The organism is Micromonospora sp. NPDC047527 (assembly GCF_040643015.1).
GTDB lineage: Bacteria > Actinomycetota > Actinomycetes > Mycobacteriales > Micromonosporaceae > Micromonospora.
Genome location: NZ_JBEYTK010000001.1, coordinates 519,873 through 546,818 on the forward strand (window position 1 = coordinate 519,873; position 26,946 = coordinate 546,818).

At 69.8% G+C, this 26,946-nt stretch carries 22 protein-coding genes and 1 pseudogene; 12 read left to right on the top strand and 11 right to left on the bottom strand.

The features are described from left to right. Positions 1-37: 37 nt before the first annotated feature. The 5 genes and pseudogenes from ABZ808_RS02195 to ABZ808_RS02215 form a co-directional block, all read left to right on the top strand. Positions 38-1,066 carry a zinc-binding alcohol dehydrogenase gene (locus ABZ808_RS02195; RefSeq protein ID WP_356999683.1) on the top strand — a complete coding sequence of 343 codons (1,029 nt, stop codon included), beginning with the start codon at positions 38-40 and terminating at the stop codon, positions 1,064-1,066. Further along, on the top strand, positions 1,056-2,177 hold the full coding sequence (locus tag ABZ808_RS02200) for a DegT/DnrJ/EryC1/StrS family aminotransferase (RefSeq protein WP_356999685.1): 1,122 nt from the start codon (positions 1,056-1,058) through the stop codon (positions 2,175-2,177). The genes ABZ808_RS02195 and ABZ808_RS02200 overlap by 11 nt, the downstream gene beginning before the upstream one ends. Next, positions 2,174-2,629 (top strand): NUDIX domain-containing protein, encoded by a 456-nt coding sequence (locus ABZ808_RS02205; protein ID WP_356999688.1) that lies wholly within the window; start codon positions 2,174-2,176, stop codon positions 2,627-2,629. The genes ABZ808_RS02200 and ABZ808_RS02205 overlap by 4 nt, the downstream gene beginning before the upstream one ends. A gap of 31 nt (positions 2,630-2,660) precedes the next feature. After that, positions 2,661-3,062 (top strand): SitI3 family protein, encoded by a 402-nt coding sequence (locus ABZ808_RS02210; protein WP_357002704.1) that lies wholly within the window; start codon positions 2,661-2,663, stop codon positions 3,060-3,062. Positions 3,063-3,625: 563 nt separating this feature from the next. Beyond that, positions 3,626-3,718 (top strand): annotated as a pseudogene (locus ABZ808_RS02215) (DUF397 domain-containing protein); the annotation flags it as partial. 122 nt (positions 3,719-3,840) lie between these two features. Here the strand turns inward: ABZ808_RS02215 and ABZ808_RS02220 are convergent. After that, entirely contained in the window at positions 3,841-6,561 is a 2,721-nt protein-coding gene (locus tag ABZ808_RS02220; protein WP_356999690.1) for a M14 family zinc carboxypeptidase, read from the bottom strand. A gap of 248 nt (positions 6,562-6,809) precedes the next feature. Here ABZ808_RS02220 and ABZ808_RS02225 point away from each other — a divergent pair, with 248 nt between their 5' ends. Next, complete coding sequence (locus ABZ808_RS02225) at positions 6,810-7,226, top strand: hypothetical protein (protein ID WP_356999693.1); 417 nt, start codon at positions 6,810-6,812, stop codon at positions 7,224-7,226. 104 nt (positions 7,227-7,330) lie between these two features. After that, on the top strand, positions 7,331-9,121 hold the full coding sequence (locus ABZ808_RS02230) for a caspase family protein (RefSeq protein WP_356999695.1): 1,791 nt from the start codon (positions 7,331-7,333) through the stop codon (positions 9,119-9,121). A gap of 72 nt (positions 9,122-9,193) precedes the next feature. Here the strand turns inward: ABZ808_RS02230 and ABZ808_RS02235 are convergent, their stop codons facing one another. Next, positions 9,194-10,516 (bottom strand): glycoside hydrolase family 18 protein, encoded by a 1,323-nt coding sequence (locus ABZ808_RS02235; protein WP_356999699.1) that lies wholly within the window; start codon positions 10,514-10,516, stop codon positions 9,194-9,196. 146 nt (positions 10,517-10,662) lie between these two features. Between ABZ808_RS02235 and ABZ808_RS02240 the strand changes: the two genes are divergently transcribed. Then, the gene (locus ABZ808_RS02240) at positions 10,663-11,547 is read left to right on the top strand and encodes a bile acid:sodium symporter family protein (protein ID WP_356999702.1); all 885 of its coding nucleotides are present in this window, start codon (positions 10,663-10,665) and stop codon (positions 11,545-11,547) included. Between the two features lie 9 nt (positions 11,548-11,556). Here the strand turns inward: ABZ808_RS02240 and ABZ808_RS02245 are convergent, their stop codons facing one another. Beyond that, positions 11,557-11,976, bottom strand: a complete 420-nt coding sequence (locus tag ABZ808_RS02245; protein ID WP_356999704.1) for a PPOX class F420-dependent oxidoreductase — start codon at positions 11,974-11,976, stop codon at positions 11,557-11,559. 112 nt (positions 11,977-12,088) lie between these two features. After that, positions 12,089-12,499, bottom strand: a complete 411-nt coding sequence (locus ABZ808_RS02250) for a VOC family protein (protein ID WP_356999707.1) — start codon at positions 12,497-12,499, stop codon at positions 12,089-12,091. 113 nt (positions 12,500-12,612) lie between these two features. Here ABZ808_RS02250 and ABZ808_RS02255 point away from each other — a divergent pair, with 113 nt between their 5' ends. The 3 genes from ABZ808_RS02255 (at position 12,613) to ABZ808_RS02265 (ending at position 15,339) form a co-directional block, all read left to right on the top strand. Then, positions 12,613-13,518, top strand: a complete 906-nt coding sequence (locus ABZ808_RS02255) for an NAD(P)-dependent oxidoreductase (RefSeq protein WP_356999710.1) — start codon at positions 12,613-12,615, stop codon at positions 13,516-13,518. Positions 13,519-13,614: 96 nt separating this feature from the next. After that, positions 13,615-14,022: a VOC family protein gene (locus ABZ808_RS02260; RefSeq protein ID WP_356999713.1), complete on the top strand. Its 408-nt coding sequence runs from the start codon at positions 13,615-13,617 to the stop codon at positions 14,020-14,022. 117 nt (positions 14,023-14,139) lie between these two features. Continuing rightward, the gene (locus tag ABZ808_RS02265) at positions 14,140-15,339 is read left to right on the top strand and encodes a low temperature requirement protein A (RefSeq protein WP_356999716.1); all 1,200 of its coding nucleotides are present in this window, start codon (positions 14,140-14,142) and stop codon (positions 15,337-15,339) included. Positions 15,340-15,494: 155 nt separating this feature from the next. Here the strand turns inward: ABZ808_RS02265 and ABZ808_RS02270 are convergent, their stop codons facing one another. Then, positions 15,495-17,375 (bottom strand): Xaa-Pro dipeptidyl-peptidase, encoded by a 1,881-nt coding sequence (locus ABZ808_RS02270; RefSeq protein ID WP_356999718.1) that lies wholly within the window; start codon positions 17,373-17,375, stop codon positions 15,495-15,497. Positions 17,376-17,704: 329 nt separating this feature from the next. Between ABZ808_RS02270 and ABZ808_RS02275 the strand changes: the two genes are divergently transcribed. Further along, positions 17,705-21,070 (top strand): S8 family serine peptidase, encoded by a 3,366-nt coding sequence (locus tag ABZ808_RS02275; RefSeq protein WP_356999720.1) that lies wholly within the window; start codon positions 17,705-17,707, stop codon positions 21,068-21,070. 59 nt (positions 21,071-21,129) lie between these two features. Here ABZ808_RS02275 and ABZ808_RS02280 read toward each other — a convergent pair whose 3' ends face one another. The 6 genes from ABZ808_RS02280 to ABZ808_RS02305 all read right to left on the bottom strand — a co-directional run bounded on the left by ABZ808_RS02280 (position 21,130) and on the right by ABZ808_RS02305 (position 26,946). Beyond that, positions 21,130-21,654, bottom strand: a complete 525-nt coding sequence (locus ABZ808_RS02280; RefSeq protein WP_356999723.1) for a DUF2231 domain-containing protein — start codon at positions 21,652-21,654, stop codon at positions 21,130-21,132. Between the two features lie 100 nt (positions 21,655-21,754). Beyond that, positions 21,755-22,378, bottom strand: a complete 624-nt coding sequence (locus ABZ808_RS02285) for a LysE family translocator (RefSeq protein ID WP_356999725.1) — start codon at positions 22,376-22,378, stop codon at positions 21,755-21,757. 2 nt (positions 22,379-22,380) lie between these two features. After that, positions 22,381-23,127, bottom strand: coding sequence for a metallophosphoesterase (locus ABZ808_RS02290; protein WP_356999728.1), 747 nt, complete (start codon positions 23,125-23,127; stop codon positions 22,381-22,383). A gap of 79 nt (positions 23,128-23,206) precedes the next feature. After that, entirely contained in the window at positions 23,207-24,256 is a 1,050-nt protein-coding gene (locus tag ABZ808_RS02295) for an SEC-C domain-containing protein (protein WP_356999731.1), read from the bottom strand. 168 nt (positions 24,257-24,424) lie between these two features. Next, a complete protein-coding gene (locus tag ABZ808_RS02300) occupies positions 24,425-25,261 on the bottom strand; it encodes an aldo/keto reductase (protein ID WP_356999734.1) in 837 nt (278 codons plus the stop codon). 77 nt (positions 25,262-25,338) lie between these two features. Continuing rightward, positions 25,339-26,946 (bottom strand): hypothetical protein, encoded by a 1,608-nt coding sequence (locus ABZ808_RS02305; protein ID WP_356999737.1) that lies wholly within the window; start codon positions 26,944-26,946, stop codon positions 25,339-25,341.

A 26,946-nucleotide genomic window follows, 5' to 3' on the forward strand; every position in this document is an offset into this window, starting at 1 on the left:
GCCACGAACTGCCCACGCGCCTCCCTGCAGCAGGGTCATGATCACCGGTCCGGGCCAGGTGGAGATCGTCCGCGAGCACCTGCCCGCACTCGGCCTCGACGACGTCTACGCCGAATCCGTCGTCTCCGGCATCAGCCACGGCACCGAAATGGCTTGGGTAGCCGGAGACGCCGCCACGCTGCACCGGTCGTGGGACCCGCAGCGACGCATCTTCCTCGACGGTGCCGGCAGGGACTTTCCGGTAGCGCCCGGCTACGAGACCATCGCGCGGGTCACCGCCGTCGGTGAGGCCGCTGTCGGCAAAGTCAACATCGGCGACCTTGTCACTCTCGACCGCCCGCACGGCACCGCGCACATCATCCCCGCAGACGCCGCCGCATCGAGCCGGTTACCGACTGGCATCGACGCCGAACGCGCGGTCTTCTTCATCCTGGCGCGCGTCGCCCTCGGCGGTGTCCACGACGCCGAGGTGCGCCTCGGCGACACCGTTGTCGTGGTCGGGCTCGGCACCGTCGGCCTTCTCGCCGGCCAGCTCGCGCGGCTCGCCGGTGCCGCCAAGGTCATCGGGGTGGATCGTTACCCGCTGCGCCTGGACACCGCCGACTCCCTCGGCATCACACCCGTGCACGCCGCCACCGCTGACGACGTCGCCGTGCAGGTTCGCAAGCTTTGCGGCCCGCAGGGCGCGGACGTCGCCGTCGAAGCCTCCGGCTCCTACCGTGGTCTGCACGAGGCGATCCGCTGCGTCCGGGTGGGTGGACGGGTCGCGACGGTCGCCTCCTATCACGGCGACCAGAACGGCCTACGACTCGGCGAGGAGTACCACCGCAACCGCATCACCCTGATCTCCTCCATGACCGTCAACGGCTGCCCACAGCGCGCCCACCCCGCCTGGGACCTACCCCGACTCAGCAGCGCCGCCCGAAACCTGGTCATCACTGGGCAGGTGCATGTCGACAGCCTGGTAACCCACCGCTTCCCCTTCAGCGAGGCGGCCAAGGCGTACCGCCTGATCGCACAGCGCCCCGAGGAGACCATCAAGGTGGTGCTCACCTATGACAAGTAGCAGCCACGACGTCCTCAACCCTGTCGACGACCGGTACACCCCTCCACCCTGCGGCGAACTGGACGAAATTCGGGCCACGCTCGGCGACGGCCGCCTCTCCGGCGGCGCCCCGGTCCTTGCCATCTACGAACACGCGCTGGCCAAACGCTTCGGTGCCCGCCGCGCCATCGCCGTCAACTCGGGAACTTCCGCGCTGCACGCCGCGCTCATCGCCCTCGGCGTCGGGCCCGGCATCGAGGTCCTCGTGCCGGCCACCGCGCCCCTGCCGACCGCCATGCCGGTACTCACCTGCGGGGCCACGCCCGTCCCCGTCGACACCCTGCCCGAATCCCTCGCCCTCGACCCCGTAGACCTTCAGCGCAAGCTCACCGGACGCACCCGTGCCGCCATCACGCTGCCGCTCTGGGGCTACCCCAACGACGAACGAGCCAGCGCAGACCTGCTAGCCCAGGCCGGAGTGCCCGTCATCGAGGACGCATGCCAAGCCCACGGCACCCGAGTCGGCAACAAGTTCGCCGGCACCCACGGCGCAGTCGGCTGCTTCTCCACCCACGACCGCAAGCTCCTATCCACCGGCGAGGGCGGATTCGTCCTCACCAACGACGAGGAACTCGGCGAACGCATCCACTGGTACACCCACCTTGGCCACCTGCGCGGCACCACCCACGGCGTCAACTACAAACTCGCAGGACCCCTGGCCGCCATCGGCCTGCGCCGGCTCAAACTGCTCGACGGCCAACTCGACCGACGCCGCCGCAACGCCCAACGCATCCTCGCCGCGCTACCCCCGGGCGGCCTGCTGCGGGAACTGCCGTACGGAGTCCAGGACAAGCCGAACTACTACAACCTCGTCCTTACCATCAAGGACCACATCCCGCAGATCGCCGCCGCATTCGAAGCCGCCGGACTCCCATCCGACTCGATCCGGTGGCGCTACCGGCCGCTGTACCACCAGCCCATCTTCCAGCCCTACGCCAACCAGTGTCCCAACGCCGAAAACCTCGCCACGACCACCATCCAGCTCCCAGTTCACCCCGGACTGACGGACGCGACCGTAGCGTGGATGGCCGACCGCGTGGCCCAGATCGCCCAGGGAGACACCAGAGCATGATCCGCCACTTCACCAGCTCAGCCATCGTCTTCAATGACGAAGGCCACGTCCTGCTCGTGCACCACAACAAGATCGGCCTATGGCTGTACCCCGGCGGACACATCGACCCCGACGAAGACCCCGCCGAAGCTGCGCTCCGCGAGGTACATGAGGAAACCGGGATCGTCGCCGACGTCCTCGGCCCACAACCGTTCCGGCACCCCGCTGTACGCAGCATCCCGACCCCGTTCGCCATCATCGAGATGGACATCGAAGACCGCAAGGTCGGACCACACCGACACATCGACTTCGTCTACGTCTGCCGAGCGACCGGCGGCAACCTGACGACCCAAGCGGAAGAAATCGGCGGCACCAAGTGGGTACCCGTCGAGGACTTGGCGGCCCTTTGCACGCCCGCCGAACTCCCCGCTCTCATCACCGAAGCCGCCAGGTTGATTCCTCAACCGGCTTGAAGCTGCGGCGGCGAGAACAAGCCGGAGGACGCTGGCGCAGTTCGCCCGGCGTCCTCCGGCCACGGGCGACCCCCGACAGACGGCAGTCACGAGATCGCGCGCCGAGCCACGTGCCGCCGAACGTCAAGGCGATCGGCATGCCGAAGTTCAGTTCTGGTGGGTCAAGGCAACTCGCGCTGCAGCGAACCGGTCCGTCTGGGAGCCGGAGACCTACGTCGACGTCAGCTTCTACATGCGCAAGGACACCCTGGTCGACAAGGGCAAGCCCCACATGCTGGCGACCGTGGCCAGAATCCTCACCGGCAGGGCCGAGGACGTGGCCCTGACCCTCAACGGCGACGTGCTGATGCTGACGCGCGTCGCGGGAACCATCCAGAAGCACAACACCGACGGCTGGTACGACGAAGACTACGACAGAATTTTTCATCCCTGACGGGCGTGCGTCCTCGGCTGGACCCACCACCGCCACTCGCCCCCGACTGATGTCCGACCGGAAGTGCCTCACCCGCTGTTGCGGATCGGCGACAACTGACAGGCCAGTGGCATTCACGCCCGCCGCGCCGACCGAATCGTTGCCCTACGCCACGGCGTCTTGGTAACTACCGGGCCGCGACGCCTCTACCGCCAGCGGCGGTTCGCCGCCCGGGATCACGGATGACACTCCCGGTCATGAAGTCGCCGACCAACGCGACACCGATGCCCAGCCATACCGACCCATCGGCCGGAGGGACCGCCGCCATGAACGATGTGCCCTACCTGCAGCCCCGACACGATTCTGATCTGCTGCCGCTGCCGCTGCCGGAGTGCGGGTAGCTAGCGGGCAGACCACCAGCGGGTGAAGCGTTCGATCAGGTCGGCCGGCGGGGCGGTTGGGTTCAGGGCGGCCAGGTTGCTGGCGGCCTCGGCCTGAAGCGTCGCCAGACGGCGAGCAGGGCCGCGCGGTCGAACGGGTAGGTGGCGAGAAGGCGAAGCTTCGCGGGCGAGTAGGGCCAGGCGATGCCACACGTCGTCGGTGTGCGGGACTCCGAGGAGCCCGAAGGGCCAGCGCTGGCCTTCGAGCCGGCTTCCTGGCGGGCGTTCGTCAGCCGAGGTCGGCGTGGGGCTGTCGGCGCCGGACGCGCGAGGTCGCCTGGCGGTCGTAGCCGACCTCGGATCGCGCAGAAGCGCCCGCCCCCAGCTGAGGGGACGGGCGCTTCGCTGTGCCGGGTCGGTCAGCCCACCACGGATCGCAGCGGCACCTGGGCGTCGCGCAGGGCGCGTACCAGGTTGGCGAGGAACGGGTGTTCGTCGACCTGGCGTCCCTCCGGGTTCGGGATCACGACGTACACCGAGCCGTTTTTCGCGGACATCTTCGCGTCGGTGGTGAAGCGTTCGACGATGGCCTGGGCGCGCGGCAGGTCCGCGGCCGCGACCTGGATGGTGATGGGCCGCCACCCGCCGCCCAGGTCCGCCGCGACGGGCGCGGCTGCGGCGCTGGCCCGCGCCGGGTCGACCCCGGCTGAGCGCCGGGCGTCCGGCGCGCCGGACGGGTAGAGCAGCGCGTTGGCCACCAGGTGCAGACCATTTTCGTTGTACGCCCGGAACAGCGGGTTGAACGCGAACAGCACCGCCCGACCCGCGCCGGTCGGCTCGTCGACGACGGCTGCCGTGCCCTTGAGCGTGTCCGCGCCCACTGTGTAGCCGTTGGCCCAGAACGTGTCGCCCGTCGGGTAGGTGAGTACGTTCGTCCCGGTGGTGCTCGGGTTGAGGATCGGGTCGCTGTTGTTGAACTCGAAGTCCTCGGCGGGACGGCCCAGGGCGACAGGGCTGTCGCGGTCGACGTCGACCCGCAGGTGTGAGCCGATCACCAGGTAGTCGGCCGGTTTGGGCTTCTCGGTGGTGGACGTGAGCCCGGCCGCGCGGGCCATCCGTGTGCCCTCGTTGCGCAGTCCGATGTAGGTGTGGCCCTGCGCGATCCAGTCGCGCAGGTTTGCCTGCCCGGTGGCGGTGAGCCCGCCGGTGGCGTTGCTGCCGTCGGGCACCAGCAGCACGGTACGGCCGGTGAACGCCTCGGTGTTGTCGTTGATGTCGGCGGTGGTGACCGGCTTCAGGTCCAGGCCCCACCGCTTGCCGAGCACGTACCGGGCCTCGCCGTGCGAACCCGACGTGGTGGAGATGCCGGTGCCCTGGAACAGCCCGACGTCGGGCAGGCTGAGGCGGGTGCCGGTGGGCCGCCCGGCCGGCGTCAGGGTGACGCCGAGCGACCGGGCCAGGTCGTCGACGCTCCGGCTCACCTTCGACGCCGCGATGGCCACCGTGTTCGTCGTCAGGTCCCGCACGAGGGGTACGCCACGGTCGAGCACTGTGAAGGTGAACTCCGCGGCGGCAGCCGAGTCCAGCTTGTACGTGTACGAGCCCCACGGCCAGGCCACCCCGGACCGGCCGCCGGAGACCTTGCGGACGAGCTGCGCCTTGGGCCGGACGGTGTCGCCGGTGTAGAGGGTGGACACGCCCATCAGCAGCGGGTTGCTCCAGGACGACACGTCGTAGAAGTACGGGAACGGCACGTACGGGTCCTCGCCCATGATCGCCTGGATCCAGTGTTTCTGCGGCTGGTCCATCGGGATCCAGTACGCGCCCTCGGGCACTGTCACGTTCGTGGCGCTGCGGCCGCCAAAGATCCGGGCGTTGGGTACGCGGGTCGGCTTCTGCACCTCGTAGACCTCGACGTCCATCCGGCGCAGCCGTTCGACGAGCTGCCGGACGTCGGCGAGCTGCCGGTCGGGCAGCAGGAAGTACGAGCGGATCGTGATGTCCGGTACCGGGAACTGGACCTCGTTTGTGGGTTGCACCACCTCGTTGGGCTCCAGCGTGCCCGCCCTGCCCTGCGCCAGCGCGTCGGTCCAGATGTCGAAGTAGCCGCTGAGCACCTCGCGCTTGTTGGCGGCGGCCCAGCCGAGCGTCGACCACTGGGTGTGGAACTGCTGCTGCACCCGGTCGGCGACGGCGGAAGCGCTGCCCTTCTCGTACGTCATGCCGGCCGCGCCGAAGCCGGTGGTCGGCACCGTGTCGCCGTAGCCCATGAAGAACATGTCGTACGTGTCGTAGTTGAAGTAGCACTCGGTCGTGACGGTGTCGTCGCAGGCGCCGTTGTAGCCGAAGCCGGCCTTGTTGGCCTCGCCGATCCGGTTGATCCAGTCCACCGCCTCGCCGGCGATCTCGTGGTGGATCGGGTCGGCGTTGGGCGGGAAGAAGTACTGCCGGCCACCCATCTCGTGGGCGTCGATGAAGACCTGCGGCGGGTAGCGGCGCAGCAGTTCGAGCTTGCCGTCGGTCTCCTGCTGGGTGCGGGCGAACCAGTCCCGGTTCATGTCGAAACCGAACTCGTTCTGCCGACGGGTCGCGTCACGGCCGTCCGGGTTCTGCGTCGGGACGATGATGGTGACCAGGTTGTCGTTGCGCTGGGCGACCGCGCAGGACAGGCCCGCCGCCAACTCGTGCAGCGTCTTGAGGGCGGCGTCGGTGCCGCTCTTCTCGCCGCCGTGCACGTTGGCGGTGACCCAGACGATGGCCGGGCTGTCCTTCGCGGTCCGGGCGGCCGTCCGGGCGCTGGTCCGGCGGGGGTCGCGCAGGTCCCGTACGTCGTCGGCGATCTTCCGCAGCGCGGCGGGCCGCACGTTGCGCTCGTTGGACACCACCGCGTACGGCAGCGGCTGGCCGAGCACGCTGGTCGCCATCACGCCGGTGACGACCCGGTCGGAGGCGCGGTCCACGGCTCCGAGGTATCTGCGCACCTCGTCGTTGGTGACGACCCGCTCCTGGCCCGCGCCGAGGGGGAAGCCGAGCACAGCCTCCGGGCTCGGCACCGTGCTGAGTCGGGCCGTCGGGTCACTGCTGCACCGCGACGGTGGGGCGGCGCTCGCTGTCGACGTGCCGCTGACCAGGGGAGTCATGCCAAGCAGGAGCGCGACGGTGGCGGCACCCGCCAGCCGTTTCGGAGGGACCGTCCAGAACGGACGCGACGATGAGGGCATGTCTCGGGTTCCCTTCTGGGGAAGAGCCTCGCAGTGGCCGGAGCCTATGAACAGTGGATACGGCGGTCAAGGCCTGATCGACTTCGGTGAGTCCGTGGGGCTGCCGAAGGCGACACCGGCTGGCAGGATGAGGGAGGGGGGTTTGCCTTCGCCGAAGGGAGAAGACGGTGCCCGCGTCTCAGGAGACCATTACGCTCTCGGTCGATCCGGATCTGCCCTCTGCCGATGCTCGGCGCTCCCTTGCCTCCTGGCTGCGCGCCGAGGACCGGCTCCGCGGGCACGTGACCGCCGCGCCGGCGCCCGGCTCGACGGCTCGGACCGACGAGATGTCGGCCGGGGCCACCGACGTGCTGCTGGTGGCGGTCGGCAGTGGCGGCGCGGTCATGGTGCTGGTGCAGGCCATCGCCGGATGGTTGACCCACCGCCGCGAGGACGTGACGGTGAAGCTGACCCTTCCGGGCGGGTCGTCCGCCGAGTTGGACGTCCGCCGGGCCCGTGACATGGATCAGGTCACCACGCTCATCGATGCTGCCGTCCGCGCGCTGGCCGAGCACGAACCGTCTGCCGAGACGAACGACAGGTGAGCCGCCCCGACCCAACCAGGTCGACCGCGCTGCTGATCGGCACTGCCACGCACAGCCAACAGTCACTTGAAGACCTACCCGCGGTACGGGCTAACGTCACTGAGTTGGCCCGATTGGTGACCACCGGGCCCGTCGATCTGGTCGCCGTGGAACGCTGCACGCAACTCCTCGACCTTGCGCATCCGGGCGAGGCGGGCGTGACCATCGCGGAGCGCTGTGGCGAGGCGGAGGACCTGTTGCTGGTCTACTACGCCGGCCATGGGCTCCTGGACGACAACGGGGAGTTGTTCCTCGCGCTGTCGGGCACGAACCCCCGACCGGACTGGTTGAAGTACACGGCCATCCCGTTCGCCTGGATCCGGGACGCGATGCGAGACAGCCCCGCACGTACCCGGGTGCTGATCCTCGACTGCTGCTTCGCGGGCCGCGCGCTCAACACCATGTCCGCCGCCGATGTCGAGAACGGGTTGGCTGACCGTAGCGAGATCCAGGGGACGTTCACCCTGACCGCTACCTCCGACAACGTCGCCGCCATCGCCCCGGTCGGCGCCGAACACACGGCGTTTACCGGCGAGCTGCTCAGCCTGTTGCGCCACGGGCCCCCGGTGCGCGACGGCCATCCCGACGGGAAAGACCTCACCCTGAGCGCCGTGTACCGGCACCTGGCGGTGACCCTGCCCAGCCAGGGCCTACCCCGTCCGCGTCAACGCAACACCGACCTCGCGGCCGACCTGGTGTTGCGTCCCGCCCCCGCAACTGCGGCCGCGCCGGTGGCCGAGGATCAGCCAGCGAACGAACCGCCCGCCGCCACGCCAGCGGTCGGCCTGCCCACCTCGGCCGAAACCCGGCCGGTGATCGACACACTCAGCCGACCGCAGCGGCTGTTTCACCCGTTGCACCGCGAACTGCTGAGGGCACATTGGCGACGGCTGACGCAGGCCGCCGGCGTCGAAGCCGTGTGGCTCGTCCTGCTGCTGGGATGGTCCATCTCCAGGGGGACCATGCCGGACCAGGTGGGGTGGGTCGACGGTGACCTGATGCTCACGTTCTTGGAACTGGGTGCTGCGGCGATCATCACCGCGTTGGCGGCCACCGCTGCGGGCGACGTGCGGGAAGGGTTCCCGCGAGTTGCAAGGATCAAGTGGGGACTGGCCATCGCCACCTGGGGTGTGGTCGTCGTGATCCTGCTCGTGACGGTCATCGTCTGGGTTCTGACGCCCATTTTCGGTAACGAAATGATCATCGCCGTTCCGTTCAGTGCCTGCGTCCTCGCCTGGTTCGCATGGTGGCTCGGGAGCCGTCGGGTGAATATGTGGTGGCGTACCCCGGTCGCGCTCGCCACCACGGTCGGCGTCGTCTTGTACGCGACTCGGGGTCCGGCGGAGGAGGGAACCCTGTGGTGGCAACTGCTCGAGACCCACACCCTCGGGCTGCTGTGGACGGTGACCGGGATCTTCGTGATCGGCTTTCTGGTCGTCTCCCAACTCGAGGACGTGGTGACCGGCCACCTCGCTCTGGCGAGACGCCCGCTCGTCGTCTCCCTCTCCAGGCAGGGCATCGGCATCCAGACCAGCACACACAACAGGTTCATCGCCTGGCACCACCTCGACCGGATCTTCGTTGCCGGCAACGTCCTCGTCATCGCCTTCAAACGGGACTATCCCGAGGTGGAGAAGCCACGCGAGTTCACCTACTCCACACAGCTGGGCGGCTTTCCGGTGGCCGACCTCCGGCACTTCCCGCACAGCCGGTCGGAGATCCTGCACGCCCTCTCGCACTTCGCGGGGGCCGCCCTGCACGGGGTCACCCCACCCGGCCCGGACGACGATCGGCTTCCCACCAGGCCGGACGGCGGCCTGGCTCGGCGGTACAGCGAGCGCTGGAGCACCCAGTGAGGTGACGGCCCGTCGCCAGTCGAGGAATCGGCCGGCGACGGGCCAGGGGACCGCCGGTTGGTCTGGGTACGCCTACCAGGTGGTCAGGCCGAGACCTATCGTCTTGGTCAGGGTGGCGTTGTCGTCGTCGCCGTCCAGCGACCACATCATGGCGCCGGCCAGGCCGACCCGCCGGATGTAGAGCGTCTTCTGCAGCACGACCGCCGGGTCGTCGTACGTCCACAGCGTCGTACCGTCGAACAGCCAGGCGTGCCCGGCGCGCAGGTCGCGGTGCACGGTGTAGCCCTTGCCGGCGAGGGTTTTGAGCTGCTTGTAGTCCTCGTAACCGGCCTCGTAGGTGGCCGGCGCGGGGCCGGTGGCCGGTTGGAAGAGACCGTTGCCGCCGCCGGTGATGCCGGTCCAACCCCGGCCGTAGTACGGGATGCCGAGGACCAGTTTGTCGCGCGGCGCGCCACGGGCGATCCAGCCGTCGATCGCCACCTCGGCGGAGAAGTCCGGGTTGTCCGGCGCGCCCGCCGGCACACGCAGTGCCGACTGCTGGTTGGCCTTCGCGTCCCAGCCGCCGTGGAAGTCGTAGCCCTGCACGGTGGCGAAGTCCAGGTACTTGAAGATTTTGCGGCCCTCGTAGCCGGCGTCCATCGTGGCCGGGTTGGCCGGCAGGAACGCGGTCAGCGGGTGGTGTTTGCGGGTCGTGCGTCCGTACCCGTCGAGTTGCCGGCGGAACTCGGCGAGCAGCTTGGTGAAGTTCTCCCGGTCCTCCGGGCGGATGACGTTGCCGGGCTCACCGTCCCAGTTGGGCCACTCCCAGTCGAGGTCGATGCCGTCGAAGACGCCGGCTGCGGCACCCGGGCTGCCCGGCAGGTTGCCCTTGAGGTAGATGTCGATGCAGGACGCGACGAAGGCCTTGCGGGAGGCGTCGGTGCGGGCGGCGTTCGAGAAGTACGTCGACCAGCTCCACCCGCCCAGCGAGATGAGCACCTTCAGTTTGGGGTGCTTGGCCTTCAGCTTGGCGAGCTGGCCGAAGTTGCCGTTGAGCGCCTGACCCGGGGCGTCGGCGACACCGTCGACGCTCTCCTCGGCGGGGACGGGTCGCTGGTAGTCGGCCCAGGCGTCGCCCTCGCCCGGCCCGCCGTCCACAAAGCAGCGTCCGTCCTCGGTGACGTTGCCGAAGGCGTAGTTGACGTGGGTGAGGCGGCTCGCCGCCCCGGAGGTGTCGAGCTTCTTGACCGGGAAGGCCCGGCCGTAGATGCCCCACTGGGTGAAGTAGCCGACCCGGTGGTAGCCGGTCCGGTCGGGTTTGGCGCCGGCGCTCGCGGCGGTGGGCGGGGCGGCGGTGATCAGCAGGGTCGCCAGGGCGACGACTGCGGTGAGACGGCGGTGGCGGAATGGTCGCATCGGCACACTCCCACGAGGTATCAAGCAGAATTAGTTAAGAGACTTATCTGATTGATGAAGTTAAGCCGGCTGCCGTCCAGGGTCAAGGGCCGTCCAGCCACATGGGGGATTGTGACGGCGTTACCTGGTGGTAACGATGTTGTGCCATGGACTCAGCATTGACACTGATCGGTCTGCCCATCGCCCTCGGCGTCATCATGCTCGGTCTGGGTCTCGGGCTGACCACCGAGGACTTCCGCCGGGTGGCCCAGCATCCGAGGGCCGCCGTCATCGCGCTGGTGTGCCAGGTGCTGGTGCTGCCGGCGCTCTGCTTCGGCCTCGTCCTCGCCTTCGACCTGGCACCGGAGTTGGCCGTCGGCATGATGCTGCTGGCCGCGTCCCCTGGCGGCACGACGGCCAACCTCTTCAGTCACCTGTTCGGTGGGCACGTGGCCCTGAACATCACCCTGACCGCCATCAACTCGGTGCTGGCCGTGTTCACCCTGCCGATCCTGGTCAACCTGTCGGCGGCGTACTTCCTGCCCGACGGGCGCAGCATCGGCCTGCAGTTCGACAAGGTGCTCCAGGTCTTCGCCATCGTGCTCGTCCCGGTCGCGATCGGCATGCTGATCCGCGCCCGGCTGCCACACGTCGCCGAGCGTCTGAACCGCCCGGTCCGGGTGCTGTCCGTCGTCGTGCTCGTCGCGGTGATCGCCGGGGCGGTGCTCGGCGAGCGCGAGAACATCGCCGACTACTTCGTCTCGGTCGGCCTGGCCGTCCTCGCGTTCAACCTGCTGAGCCTCGCCATCGGGTACGGGGTGCCCCGGCTGGCCGGCGTCGACCGGAGCGCCGCGACGGCCGCCGGGTTCGAGATCGGCATCCACAACAGCACCCTGGCCATCACGATCGCGCTCAGTCCGGCGCTGCTCAACAGCACCCAGATGGCGATCCCGGGAGCCGTCTACGGCATCGTCATGTTCTTCACCGCGGCGGCCTTCGGCTACCTGGTGAACCGCGTCGGCACCCGCTCCGCAACCGCCGTGACGCCCTGACGGCGGGTGTCAGCCGACCTGGCTGTTGTCCTTGAGTGAGCCCCAGCCATGCCAGCGATCGATCTCGATCAGGGCGCTGACCCGATCGCGCTCCCGCCGTGGATAGGCGTTACCCGTGTAGTGCTGTGACAACCGGTCGATGTCCGCGAGGCCCTCGTCCGCGCGCAGTTCCGCGACGTGCCCGATGATGCTGACGTGGGTGTACCAGCCGTCCTCGTCCAGCACGGTGAGGGAGACCCGGGGGTCGTTGCGGATGTGGTCCAGCCGGCGGCGGCTCGCGTCCATGTTCACCAGAACCCGACCGTCCTCCCACAGGTACCAGGTGGCGGCCGACACCGGCTGACCACCCGACTGGAGGGTCGTCATGACGGCCGGGTTCGGCTTGCGCAGCATGGCGATCGCGGGCTCGGGCAGCGGTGGCTTGGACATGGACGTCTCCTCCTCGCGTGAGCGTTACCCCTGCACGTTACGCACCCGCGGCGCGCCGCACGCCGGGACGCGGGCCCCTTCACTCAGCGGCGGGGGATGCGGGGCAGGCGGCTCAGCGAAGCTCCTGAATGCGGACCATGTTGCCGGCCGGGTCGCGGAAGGCGCAGTCGCGGATGCCGTAGGGCTGCTCGGTCGGCTCCTGGACGACCTCGGCGTCGCCGGCCTGCACCTTCTCGAAGGTGTCGTCGAGATTCCGGGTGGCCAGCAGAATCCAACCGTAGGTGCCCTTGGCCATCATCTCGGCGATCATGCGGCGCTCGTCCTCGGTGAGGCCGGGGTCGGCGGTCGGCGGCGCCAGGAGGATGGACGTGCCGGGCTGCTCGACGGGGCCGACGGTGATCCACCGCATCGTGCCCTGCCCGACGTCGGTACGGACCTCGAAGCCGAGGACGTCGCGGTAGAAGGCCAGGGAGGCGTCTGGGTCGACGTGCGGAAGAACGGTGGTGTGAATGGTGATGTCCATGCCGGTCATGCTAGGTACGGACGCAGGCACCGCACTTCTCGATTCCTGATCGATCCGCCAAGTGCGCGTGGGTCGGGTGCGCGATGCCGCACCCCGCCGGAGAGGATGGGGACATGACCGTTCCCGTACTCCCCAGGCGCGTCGTTGTCACAGGCGCCACCGGCAAGCTTGGCCGCGCCGTGGTCGCCCACCTGCGCGGCGTGGGTGTCGACGTGCTGGCGGTGGACCGTGACGGTGGACGCGATCCGCGCGACCTGGACGGCGAGTTCCTCCTCGTCGACCTCACCGACTACGGGCAGGTGGTGGAGGCGTTCACCGGGGGCGCCGACGAGCACGCCGGCGGCATCGAGGCGATCGTGCATCTGGCGGCGGTCCCGGCCCCGGGGCTGATGTCCAACGCGAGGACGTTCGCGAACAACTCCGCCGCCACGTACAACGTCTTCGCGGCGGCCAGGGCGGCCGGCATCAGGCGGGTGGTGTGGGCGTCGAGCGAGACGGTCCTCGGGCTGCCGTTCGACACCCCGCCGCCGTACGCGCCCGTGGACGAGGAGTACGCGCCGCGACCGGAGTCGACGTACTCGTTGAACAAGGCCCTTGAGGAGGAGATGGCGCGGCACTTCTGCCGCTGGGACCCGGAGTTGGTCATGGTGGGTCTGCGGTTCTCCAACGTGATGGACGTCGAGGACTACGCGCCGTTCCCCTCGTTCGACGCCGACCCGCGGTTGCGGCGGTGGAACCTGTGGGGCTACATCGACGCCCGCGACGGCGCCCAGGCGGTCGAGCGGGCACTCGCCCACGACCGGCCCGGCGCCGACGTCTTCATCATCGCCAACGCCGACACCGTCATGACCAGGTCCAGTGCCAGTCTCATGGCGGAGGTCTACCCGGGCGTCGAGATCCGCGGGGAGCTGGGCGAACACGAAACCCTGCTCAGCATCGACAAGGCACGCCGGGTCCTGGGCTACGAGCCTCGGCACTCGTGGCGCGACCATGTGGACACGCCGGTTTCCGAGGCGTGACGCACGCGTCGCGGCGATACTGTCGGCAGCACGGCGGCGACGGGGCTCGACCCGGAGCGATTGCGACACCAGAGCACACGACTTGAGGAGTGCCGGTTGAACTGGACGTTGGAAGTGGTGGTCGTACCGGTCTCGGACCTGGACCGCGCGAAGGAGTTCTATGCCGACCGTCTCGGCTTCGTCGTGGACCACGACACGGCGATCAACGACGACACGCGGCTGGTGCAGCTGACGCCGCCGGGCTCGGGCTGTTCCGTCGTCATCGGCAAGGGACTGGTGCCGGACATGCCGCCCGGCTCGATCAAGGGGCTGCAACTGGTGGTGCCCGACCTGCAGAAGGCTCGCGCGGAGCTGGTGGAGCGAGGTGTCGAGGTCAGCGAGATCCAGGTGATGGGCAAGAACCCCCGTCCGGTGCCGGACCCGCTGGACAACGTGGGCTTCATCTACTTCACCGACCCGGACGGCAACGCCTGGGCGGTGCAGCAGATCTCCAGCCGCGCCTGACCCTGGGCCTGCCGCTGGATCCGCCATAACCGCCAGGGGCCCGCGAAGATCGGGATAAAGTGCCTCAACGGGTACGGGGTGGACCCGTCGGCGAGGGGGCGCGGGGCGATGGTGGCCGTGCTGACGCGATCCTGGATGCGCGGGCTGGGCGAGAGCCGGAGCCCGCGCGGGGCGACCGTCCTGGAGCTGCTCTTCGACATCGTCTACGTCTTCGCGCTGGCCCGCCTGGCCGGACGCGTCGCGGACGACCTGACCATCGTCCGGCACACGCTGCTGTCGGAGGCGGGTCAGACACTGCTGATCTTCACGGCGATGTGGATGATCTGGTCCCTCAACGCCCTGATGGCCAGCAGCTACGACCCCCGGCGCAGCGACATCCAGGTCATCCTGCTGGCGACGATGTTCGGCACACTGGTGCTGGCGGTCTCCCTGCCGCAGGCGTTCGGCCAGCGAGGTCTGATCTTCGCCTGCACGTACGTCATCGTCCAGGTCGGCCGCCCGCTCTACCTCACGCTGGCGTTGCGGGGTCAGCTCGGCGGGCTGCTCGCCGCCCGCGTGCTGGCCTGGCACGTGGCGTCCGGCGTGCTGTGGATCGGCGGCGGCATCAGCGGCGGAATGGGGCGTGGGGTCTTCTGGACCATCGCCCTCGCCATCGAGGTCATCGGCGCCGCGAGCCACTGGCCCGCACCCCGCCTCGGCGCACAACGGTTCACCCGCATGGTCGTGATCTCCGAGGTGCACCTCGCGGAGCGGTACAACCAGTTCTTCATGATCGCGTTGGCCGAGGTGGTGCTCGAAGCCGGTGCCGCAGTCAGCTTCCCGGGCTTCTCGACCGCGCGGACCGTCACCCTCATCGCGGCGTTCGTGGCGGTCGTCGCGTACTGGCGGATCTACTTCTACCACGTCGCTCCGGGGCAGACCGCGACGGGATTGTCGGCCGGGGGCGCCCTGCGGTTGGCCCATTCGGCGGGCTTCAGCCTGCTGCTCATCGTCGGCGGCATCATCTGCACGGCGGTCGGCTTCGGACAGGTCATCGAGGACCCGGACCCGCCGATCGACTGGGCGTTGGTGGTCATCATCTTCGGCGGCCCGGTGCTGTTCCTGATCGGGCGCAGCTTTCTGGAGCGCCCATCCCCGTTCCGGCCGCGCCGCCGGTTGCTGTTGGTGGGCGTCCTGGTGTTGATCGTGGCGGCCCCGCCCATGGTGCTCCTCCCGCCGGTCGCCGTGGCTGCCGTCGCGGCGCTGATCCTGGCCGCGATCGCCGTCGTCGACGGGCTGGCCCACCGGCGCGGAGCGCAGACCAACCCACCGCTGTAGCCCGCCCGCCCAAGATCGCACTCGATGCGGGGCAGAGCGGTGCGGACGAGCACACGACATCCAGGATCGAGCACGATCAGGTCACCGCGACCCGAACGCGCGGGTGGGGCAGCCCGAACACGTCGGACTGCCCCACCCGGGGTACGAACTCGACCTCAGAACCCGAGGGCGGACCGTCCGCCGACCACCGGCAGCCGCAGCTCACTGTCGTTGGGCGCGACCCGCAACTCGGTGCCGCCCAGCGGCAGCAGCGTGTACTCCTGGTCGCTGGAGAAGACGACCACGCCGATCCGGTGACCGGCTGGGAAGACGTAGTCCTTCGGCTCCATCGTCCAGCGGTAGTCGTACAGCTTGCCCTGCTTCACCGGCTCGGTGCGCGCGGCGCTCTTGCGGTTCTGCGGGTCCATCCAGCCCCGGGTCACCACGGTCGGCGCGGCGGTCGAGCCGACCGGGCCGTAGTCGACCAGGTACGCGGTGAGGTTCGCGTCCGGCTTGTTGTCGATCGCCATCCGCAGCCGCATCTCCGGACGGCCGGAGATACGCACGCTCTGGGTCAGCGCGGGGGAGCGGTAGGCGAGCCGGTTCGCGCTCGCCGCGTCCGGGTTGGCGACCAGGGTGTCCGGGTGGATGGTCCGGCCCTCGTCGACGAAGCTCTGCTCGACCTTGGCCTTCGGCGGCTTGCCCGTGGTGAGCGCGCCCGGGGCCGTGGCGTCGGTGGCGGCGAACCGCAGCCCGACCTCGCGTGCGCCCGGGTCGGGCCAGTTGGCGTACGTGGTGTAGGCCCGGTCCTCGCGCTGTAGCACGGCGGTCGGCTCGTCCATGATCCCGTTGCGCACGTTCCACAGCCAGAAGTCGAACCAGCGGTTCTCGGTCTGCTTGTAGGTCCACGTCCGACCGTCGGGCAGGGTCACCGAGGCATTGCTGCCCGGACCGCCGTGCCCGCCCTGGTGCAGCCAGATCTTGCGCGGTACGTCGCGCTTGGCGAGCTGGTCCCACCAGCCGGCGAAGTGCTCGGTCTTCACGTTCCAGTCGTTGAGACCGTGCACGACGAAGACACTCGCCTTGACGTCGCGGGCGTCGAGGTAGTCGCGCTCCTGCCAGAACTTCGAGTAGTCGCCGGTGACCCGGTCCTGCTCCTCGGTGATCGTCGCGAGCTCGTCGGCGCAGGGCCCCTCGGCCCGTGCCTGCCCGGCCGTGTACTGGGCCAGGATGTCGAGATCCTCACCCTGGAACGTGCCGGGGGCGACGACCAGACCGTTGGCCCGGTAGTAGTCGTACCAACTGCTGATCGCCGAGACCGGCACGATCGTCTTCAGGCCCTTGACCCCGGTGGTCGCCACCTGGTTCGGCAGCGTCCCGTTGTAGGAGACACCGGTCATGCCGACCGCGCCCGTGGTCCAGCCGGCGGTGACCGGGGCGCCGCTCGCGTCGTACCCCTTGGCCCGCCCGTTCAGCCAGTCGATGACGGCCTTGGTGCCGAGCGTCTCGGCCTGGTCACCGCTGGTCGGGCAGCCGTCCGAGTCGCCGGTGCCGACGCTCTGACCGAGCACCACGGCGTACCCGCGCGGGACGTAGTAGTCGTCCAGCGAGCCGGGCAGGTTGGCCTTCGCCTGGGCGCGCTGGGCCTCCACGTCGAGCGCCCGACGCCCGGAGTGGCCGTTCAGGCCGTTCTGCGGGAGGTCGTCGACCAGCACGCTCGGGTACGGCACGTCACCCCAGGTGCCCTTGCGGTACGGGCTGTGCTCGAAGATGACCGGCACCTTGAAGCCCTGCGTGGCGGTCTCCCGAGGTCGGGAGATGTCGATGGCCACCCGGTCGGGGCGGCCGTCGTGGTCGGTGTCCACCGGCGTCTGGACGTACACCCGCTCCTCGATGGCGTCGGCGAGTGAGAACACCGGCTGGGTCATGCCGTCGGCGACCACGATGCCGGTCGGAGCGGGGGCCTTGGGTGGGGCCGCCGTCGCCGGGGCAGCGCTGAGGACCAGGACGCCGGACACACCGACGCTGAGTAGTGCCAGATAACGGGGTCGACGCATGCGCGTCTCCCTTCGGTTGGGCTGGTTGCCGGGTTTCGGCAGGGGCCAATCTCGAAGATCCATTCGTCGACATGCTAGGTCCGGGCCGGCGTTCCGTCGATCCCGTCGGGCCGTGCGGCGAGTGAACACGTCCGCGGTGGCCGGCCCGTTCGGAGGCGGTAATCGAACCGACATCGAACCGGGTACGGCGGTGACACATCGCCGAAATCCCTGTCGGGCGGGCGAAGGAGAGGTGTCGTCCAGGGGCCCCGAAGATCACGTACTCGTGCATATGATCTTGCTCGGAGCCGCCGATAAGGCGCGTTTGTCCACATCAGACAGGGAGCAGGATGCTCAAGAGAACACGGTGGCTGCTGGCCGTCGCCGTCACGGCCACGGCGCTGACCGCCGTACCGGGCGGCACCGCCACAGCCGGCCCCAACGACGCCACCCCGGCGGGCGCGCCCGACGCCTCCGCCGACCGGAAGACACACACCGTCACCCTGCTCACCGGGGACGTGGTGACCGTACGGACCACCGGACCGGGATGCCCGCAGGCCACGGTGCAGCCCGCCGACCCCAACACGGTGATCCACCAGAACTGCGGCCCCGACGGCCACCTGCACGTCATCCCCGCCCGCGTCGCGTCCCAGGTCGGCTCGGTCCTCGACCCCGACCTCTTCGACGTCACCGCGCTGATCGCCGACGGGTACGACGACGAGAACACCACGGAGCTGCCGCTCATCGTGCAGCCCGCCACCGCCTCCGCCCGGGTGGCCGCCCTCGGCGACGTCCTGCCGCTGCCCAGCATCGGCGCGGTGGCCGGCCACGTACCCAAGAAGAGCCCGACCACCGCGAAGCTGGCCACCAATTCGCTGCTCGCCGGCGCGAAGAAGGTCTGGCTCGACCGCAAGGTCCACGCCACCGCGCTGACCGGCGGCGGGCACGGCGCCGGCAAGCCCGCCGGCCTCGACCGCAACCTGGCGCAGATCGCCGCGCCCGACGCGTGGAAGGCCGGCTACACCGGCAAGGGCGTCCGGGTCGCGGTGCTCGACAGCGGCGCCGACTTCACCCACCCCGACCTGGTCGGCCGGGTCGCCGACCGCGCCGACTTCACCGTCGACGGCGGCGACGCCGTCGACCACAACGGCCACGGTACGCACGTCGCGTCGACCATCGCCGGCACCGGCGCTGCCTCGAACGGCCAGCGTCGCGGCGTCGCGCCGGACGCCAAGCTGGTCATCGGCAAGGTCCTCGACGACCACGGCTCCGGCGAGGACTCCGGCATCATCGCCGGCATGGAGTGGGCCGCCGCCCGCGCCGACGTCATCAACATGAGCCTCGGCGGCAGCTACCCGGACGACGGCAGCGACCCGCTGTCGCTCGCCGTCGACGCGCTGAGCAAGCAGACCGGCGCGCTCTTCGTGATCGCCTCCGGCAACAACGGTGGCGCCATCTCCTCGCCCGGCTCCGCCGCCAGCGCCCTGACCGTCGGCGCCGTCGACCGCGACGACAAACTCGCCGAGTTCTCCAGCCGTGGGCCGCTGGTCACCAGCAACGTGGCCAAGCCGGAACTCGTCGCACCCGGTGTCGACATCGTCGCCGCCCGCGCCGCCGGCACGGACCTACAGGACCCGATCGACCAGTTCTACGAGGGCAGCACCGGCACCTCGATGGCCACCCCGCACGCCGCGGGCGCGGCCGCGCTGCTCGCCCAGCGGCACCCGGACTGGACGGGGGAGCGGCTCAAGGCGGCGCTCGTCGGCGCGGCCGACCCGCTGACCGGCGTCGACCCGTACGCCGTCGGGGCCGGCCGGCTCAACGCGGCCCGCGCCCTCGGTGGCCCGACCAGCGACCAGCCGGTGGTCAACCTCGGCACCTTCGCGTACCCGCAGTCAGGGACCAGCGAGACGAAGCTGACCTGGACGGGCGACGCCACCCCGGCGACGACCCACCTCGACCTCGACGTGTCGATCGTCAACCACGACGGCCAGCCCGTGCCGCGCGGCGCGGCGTCGCTGTCGACGAGCCGGGTGACGCTCAAGCGCGGCAGCACCGCCGACACGACCCTGCGCGTCAACCGCGCGGCGCTGGCCGCACGGCCCGGCTTCTACCTGGCCACCGTCACCGCCCGCACCGCCGGCCACAAGCTGGTCTCGACCACCCCGGTCAGCTTCTACGTCGAGCCGCCCAGCTACGACCTGACGATCCGCACGAAGCCGCTGCCCGGCCTCAAGGACGGCGCGGAGAGCTGGATCAACATTCTGGTCACCAACCTCGCCGACCCCGTCCTCTACTACGGCGGACCGGGCGGTGTGCCCGGAGACACCTTCACCATCCGGGTGCCGGCCGGCCGGTACGCGCTCCTCGGCTCGTCGGTCGCCTACTACGTCGACAGCGACGTGCTGGAGACGACGCTCGTCGGGGAGTCCGACCTGAACGTCAACGGCCCTCGTAGCGTGACGCTCGACCCGGCGCGGGCCAAGCCGGTGACGGCGACGGTCGACGGCGTCGCCACCACGCCGACGCGGGTCGACCTCACCATCCAGCAGACCGCGCCGAACGGCCTGTCCTGGTGGAGCCAGGCCTTCGGGTACGGGACCGCGACGAGCGTCCGCACCTCCGCGCTGCCGAAGCCCAGCGTCGGTACGCGGCGCAGCTGGGCGGCCGTCAACCTGAACTCGCCCGCCGGCACCGCCAAGCCGTACCGCTACAACTTGGTGCACGAGTACCCGAACGGCGTACCGGCCGACCCTGCCTTCCGGGTGGGCGCCGCCGAGCAGGCCCGGTTGGCGCGGATCGACGAGCGGTTCCACCAGATGGACTCGCCGGGAATGATCACCCAGCTGATCCGGACCGGGTTCACCGCCGACGGGGTGGGCGTGACCCAGACCCACGAGGGGGACCTTCCGCCGAACCGCACCGACTACCTCTCGCCGGAGATCCTCTGGGCCGACGAGGGTGTCTACGGTGGGCTGTCGGCACAGGAGGCGCCCCGCCGCTACCAGCCCGGCAGCAGGCAGTCCAAGGTCTGGGCACGCCAGCCGCTGCACTCCGGCTGGTACGACGACCCGGCCGACAACGGGTGGACCTGCGCCACCCCACCGTCGCGGACCCGGGGCAACCTGCACATCGACCTGGTGTCGCTCACCGACCAGCACCAACGCGCCGACTGCCTGCAGGGCAACTCCATCGGCGTGAAGCGCACCCTGTCGCTGTACCGCAACGGCAAGCTGGTCGAGCAGCGGGACCGACCGCTCGCCGACATCACCGTCGGGCAGCAGGCGGCCGACTACCGGCTGACCCTCGACGTCGACACGAGCCTGATCCTGCCGATCTCCACCAGGGTCTCCACGTCCTGGACGTTCCGGTCCGCCGGGCCGGACGGGACCGGAAGCGTGCCGTTGCCGCTGCTCGCGGTGGACTACGCGCTGCCGATGGACACCGCCAACCACGCCACCGGCGGAACGGCGGAGTTCGCCGTCCGCCAGGCGCACGGCGTCAAGGCGCAGAAGGTGACGTCGTTCCAGGTGTGGGCCTCGACCGACGACGGCGCCACCTGGAAGTCGGCCCGGGTCACCCGCAGCGGGGACACCTACCGGGCCGAGCTGCCCAAGGCCGCCACCGGCAAGCCCGTCTCGCTTCGGGTGAAGGCCGACGGCGACGGCGGTAGCGGCATCGACCAGACCATCATCCGGGCGTACACCGCCGGCTGACGGTCAACGCGGTGGTGCGGGCCAGCTCCGGCTGGGCCGCACCACCGTTTTCCGGGCCGTCACTGGCCCTCCCAGACCGCCATCGCGCCGGAGTCGCCGGTGCGGATCACGTAGTACACGGCGACAGCGGCGGCCACCAGCGACAACACCTGCAACGCCACGGTGAGCGCCCGACCGGGCCGTGCGTCAGTGCTCGTGTCGGCGGGTCGCGCGTCCGCGTTCGTGGTGGCGGCAGGTCGCGGCGCGACGAACCGGACCAGCGCCAGCGCCACGATCGCCAGCCCGATGCTGGCCCAGAGCGTGAAGTCGCCGAACTCCTGGTGTGCCTCCAGCTTCGGCAGGAACTCGGGAGTGACCCGGTTGGCCGACCGCATGCGCTCGAAGAACGCGTCACCGGAGAGCTTCGCCAACAGCGCGGACAGTGGCGCGCCCACGGCCAGCAGCCCCAGCACCCAGCGGGTGTGCGGCCGGATCGGCGGGACGAACGCGTACCCGACCGTCAGGAGAGCCAGCAGCGGCACGAACACGACCGCTGCGTGCAGCACGAGAGGGTGGGCGGGAATGCCCATGAACTCCTCGAACATCGGCGACTCCTCCGGTGAAGACGGACCTCGATGATCCAGGCATGGACGCTATCGGTACCGGCCGGACGTGTCACCCCATGATCGCCGATGGACACTCGACTCAGGTCACCGCGGAGCGGACACCAAGGCCGAGCAGGATCACCCCGGTCAGCCGGTCGAGCACGCGTCGGACGGCGGCCGTGCGAAGCAGCCGGGCGGCGGCGCCGGAAATGGCCGTCCACCCCGCGAGCCAGCAGGTGTGCAGCGCGGAGTGCGCCGTGGCGAGGAGCAGCATGGGTATCAGCACCGGTCGACCTGGTTCGAGGAACTGCGGTGCGAGCGTGAGGTAGATGGCGGCGGCCTTGGGATTGAGGACGTTGCCCAGCAGCCCCTGGAGATAGGGGTGGTCCACCCGCCACGGCAGCTTCCGCACCCGGGTCGGCGCTGACGTGGAGCGCCGGGTCGCGTGGACGAGCATCCAGAGCCCGAGCCCGACGAGATAGGCGGCACCGACCAGCTTGACGACCCAGAACGCCTGCGCCGAGCGGAGCACCAGCGCGGCCAGGCCGACAGCGGCCAGGGTGGCGTGCACGTAGAGGCCGGTGATCGTACCCAGGATCACCCACCACCCCTGCCGCCGGCCACCGGTGGCGACCCGCGAGACGACGAGGGTCAGGCTCGCGCCCGGTGTGGCGGTGATCGGCGCGACGGCGACCAGGAAGCCGAGCACGGCCACGCCCCGCACGCTCAGACCACCACCCGGTAGTGGGTGGTGAACAGGCCGGTGTCGTCGTACACGTGGAACGCGACGCCGGGCGGCTGGGCCTGGGTGGTCAACGCTCCCTCGCCCTCCCAGGGCATCCGCAGGGTGGAGACCACGCCCGGCGCGATCCGGAGTGGACGACCGGCGAAGGTGCTCGCGGCGGCCGTGTGGAAATGCCCGGTCAGCACGGCGACGACCTGAGGGTGGGCGGCGACCAGATCGGCCAGGGGATCGGCGGGCAGCAGCCGCATCGGGTCGATGACCGGGTGGTGCAGCACGACCGGCGGGTGATGCAGGGCGATGAACGTCGGCGTTCCCGCCGGCACCGTCCCCAACTCGTCGGCGAGCCACGCCAGGGTCTCCCCATCCAGGTGGCCGTGGTCCTCGCCGGGCACGGACGAGTCGGCGAGGAGGAAAACCGCGCCGGCGACGTCGTGGCGGGTGTTGATCGGGCCGGTGCCGCCGCCGTCGTCACCGAGCAGACCCTTGCGGTACGCGGCGCGCACGTCGTGGTTGCCGGGGCACGTCAGGACCGGCAGCGGGGAGTCGAAGAGCCTCGCGGCGGTCTCGTACTCGGCCACCTCGCCGTGATCGGCGATGTCCCCGGTGATCAGGACCGCGTCGACCGGTCGCGGCAGGGCGTGCAGGTGCTCCATCACCCGGGCGGCCCGCTCGGCCGACCGAGGGTGGTCGTCGATGTGGGTGTCACTGAGGTGCGCGATGACCAACACGACAACCCCCTAATGGTTCACGATCCCAACCGCGCCCCGCTACCACCAGCGGCACACCACCGCACGATAGCCGCCGCCCTCAGCTGCGGGACCGGGGCAGGCAGTCCTTCTTGTACTTGAGGCCCGAACCGCACCAGCAGGCGTCGTTGCGCTCCGGCGGCCAGGGGATCCGCGCCGCCGGCCGGGCCGCCAGCTCCCGCGCGTACCCGGCCCGGACCTCCCGGTCGGACGGGTCGCCGTCGCGCCGTTTTGCGAACGCGTCCAGCCCGTCGACCGTCGCGCTGAGCACACCCAGCCCGACCTGGCCGGCGCCGGCCAGCCGCACCAGCTCCTTCTCCAGCCGCGCCCGGTGTGCGTCCCAGTCCGGCCCGTACACCTCGGTCAGCTCGCCGTGCGTGGAGAGCAGCCGGTCGAACTCGGCCCGGGGCCAGAAGATCAGATCCGGCTCACCGCCGCCGCGTTCCCCCGCCCGGCGGACGAGTTGGGCCTCCAACCGGTCCGCCAGATCGTCCTGCCGGTCGTGCGGCAGGTTGAGATCCCGGCGTACCCGGTGGCGCTGTTGCAGCAGGAAGAACAGGACGCCGGGCGACTCGGGCGGCCCCACCTCCACCGCCGGCTCGACGGCGGTGATGGCCTGCGCCGACGCCCCGGCGGCTGTGGCGCGCTCGCCCAGCAGGGTGTCGACCGCCTCACTCAGCCACCGCTCGGCGATCGCCGACCGGCCGGCGGCGTCCAACGCCGCACTGACGTAGGCGGGGGCGTCGGGCTGCACGAGCAGCAACGGGCGCAGCGCGGTCAGCTCCGCCATCGCCTCGTCCTCCCGGCCGCCGGCCTGCAACAGCGCCCGTGCCCGCAGCGCCCGGGCGAAGCCGGCCCGAGGATCATCGCCGGACGGGTACGCCGCCAGAGCCTGCTCCGCGTACCGGAGAGCGGCGTCCGGTCTCACCCGGATCTCCGCGATCTCGGCGGCGAGCGTCAGCGCATCCCCAGCGTCGTCCGGATCCTCCAGCCGGCCCTGCTGGACCGCCTCGGCGATCTCGGCGGCGACACCGAGCGGGTTGGCCGTCCCGAGCGCCGAGCGGCGAAGTTCGACCAGGTCAGCCTTGGTGAGTACGTCTTTCGTCGACACGGCTACACGCTACGTCGGGGTGCCCCCGGCCTGCCGGCAGATCACCCGTTACGCCCAACCGCGCGCAGTGATGCCTCCCACTCATCACGCTCGTCCGGGCATCATGTTCTGTAATTGCCCAGCCTCTCCCCGTCAGTCGCCCGCACGATCAGCGCGGCGACGCTTCGCTCAGAACTCCTCGTACACCGCCGGGTCCTGATCCGCGAGGCGCCCGTCCGGGCGGCCCAACGCCGTGATGGCCTCGACCTGCGCGTCGGTAAGCTTCACCTCGAAGACGTCCAGGTTTTCGACCTGCCGCTGCGGCGAGGCGGCCTTGGGCAGCGGGATCACCTGGCGGGCCACGTGCCAGGCGAGAATGGCCTGCGCCGGGCTGACGCCGTGGGCTGCCGCGATGTCCACGATCGTGGGGTGCTGCCGCACGTCGTTGCCCCGGCCCAACGGGCTCCACGCCTGCACGAGGATCCCCCGCGCCCGGTGGTAGTCGATCGCCTCCTGTTGCGGGAAGTACGGGTGCACCTCGATCTGGTTGACCAGCGGGGTGACACCCGTCTCGGCCACCAGGCGGTCGATGTGCTCGGGCAGGAAGTTGGACAGCCCGATGTGCCGGACCAGGCCGCGCTCACGGGCCTCGATCAGCGCCCGCCACGCCTGCACGTACAGGTCGGTCTTGGGGTTGGGCCAGTGGATGAGGTACAGGTCGATCCGGTCCAGGCCGGTGCGGAACACGCTCTCCTCGATCGTGGTCAGCGCCTCGTCGAAGCGGTGGTGCCGCCCCGGCAGCTTCGAGGTGACGACCAACTCGTCCCGAACGTCGCCCGCCGCGCGGACGGCCCGGCCCACCGCCCCCTCGTTCTCGTAGTTCACCGCCGAGTCGATCAACCGGTAGCCCGCCCGGATCGCCTGACCGATCGCGTCGGCACCCGTCGAACCATTCAGCTGGTACGTGCCAAGCCCGATCGCCGGCAGACTCGTGCCGTCACCAGCCGTCAGGTGGGGAATCGTCATGGTGGTATTTGCCCTTCTATCGCCCGTGCCTGGACCCTACCGGCACGAGCTACGCGTTCCGGCGGAGCCCCATTCCGCTATCGGGTGATTGCCTCCCTCGTCGAGGACACGCCGCTCAGCAGTGGGTCGCTACGCCGCTCGCTCTCGGGTAGATCCATCGCTGCGGCCAGGAGATTGCCAAGCCGGCAGGCGTCGTCCAGCCCTTTCCCCTTGCCGGCCCAGTCATCGAAAGTGAGCCTGATGTTCTCGTCCGTGGTGATGACGTCCAGAACGGGGCCGCGCTTGTCGCGTTCGCGGAACCGTACGTAGCGAATCTCCGAGAGCGGGATCTCGCGCTCGATCGTGCCTTGCTTGCGCACGGCGCTCTGCGTCGAGATGAAGAAGCGTTCGGGTGTCACTCCGAGGTAGGCGTCGTCGCCGACGAGGCGGTCGAGATTGACATCGGCGATAGCCAGCAAGGGTTCCTCGCCAGGCACGATCCACCGTAGGATCCGCAGTACTTCCTCCGGCACAGCATCACTGAAGACCGTGAGTGGCGGATCCAGCGGAGCGCGTTGAGTGTGAGTGCGGTTGCGAAGGGCCGCCACCCGTTCGGCCAACGCCTCGGCCATGCCAACGCTGTCTCGGATGCTCTGACGCTTGGCGGTGAACGGCAGACTGAGTTCGGCCGGGAGTTCGGCGATCAAACGGCACTGACGTTCGAGGTCGGCGAGGAGATTCGCCACCTCGTCCATGGCCAGGGTGTGCTCGCGCTGGGTGTCGGCGACCAACTCGGCCAGAAGCCGTTCGTTTTCGACAGCATTCGCCTCGTCGCGGCTGATGTGGCCGGCGCGCAACACCTGCGAGCGATACCAGGACCACTCCGCCATGAGCATGCCGTGAGTGTCGGCGAGAATCTGCTCGATGTTCTTATGGATATGGGCGCGACGGCTCTGTCCGTCAGTAGCGAGTGCCTTGATGTGTCCGCGGACGAGGGACCGGAAGAGGTGCCGTTGCTTGCGTAGGTCTGCGTCCCTGGTGGCGATGGAGGCGAAGATGTGGTCATTGACCGTGCCGGCCGCCTGAGACTCCCGCACAGCGCGCATCGTCGTCTCGTGCAGGCCGAGCAGCGTCGTCCACTGATCCTCGTGTAGCGCTTGGAGAACGTCACGGGTGAGTTTGACGTTCTCGTCGATACGACGCGAGATCGACGCCAACTGCACCTGCAGCGCCAGGAGTGCGGCGGCCGGCCCGAGAGCGGAGAGTATGGAGGCGGTCTGCGCCCCTGTCACGGGCGCCCAGCGCACCGAGGCGGCGATCTTTCCGTTGCTCGTGACGAGCGAACCCAGGTTCCAGCCGCCTGACGTCATCGGTTGCGCCGTCTTGAGTGCCTGCAGAGTCTCGGGCGCCAGACGCACCAGCCCTTGCACGGTAGTCGCAGCCTGTGCACCCTGTGCCGCCAGATTGGCGATGCCCGAGGCCATCGCGAGCTTGTCGGTCAGGCCTTGGCTTGCTTGAGCACCCATCATCTCGAAAGGGATCAGGTCGAAGCCGACGGGCGGCTGGTCCGCGAAGAGTACGGCCACTCCCGGTTCGATCTCGACCAGGCTGACCTCCGGGTCATCGCCAGGGGGCACAGTGGCAACGGGGGCTTGGTCAGCGGGTATGGAGAGTTCGGTCTCGGATCCCTCGGCCTCAGGAGCCAT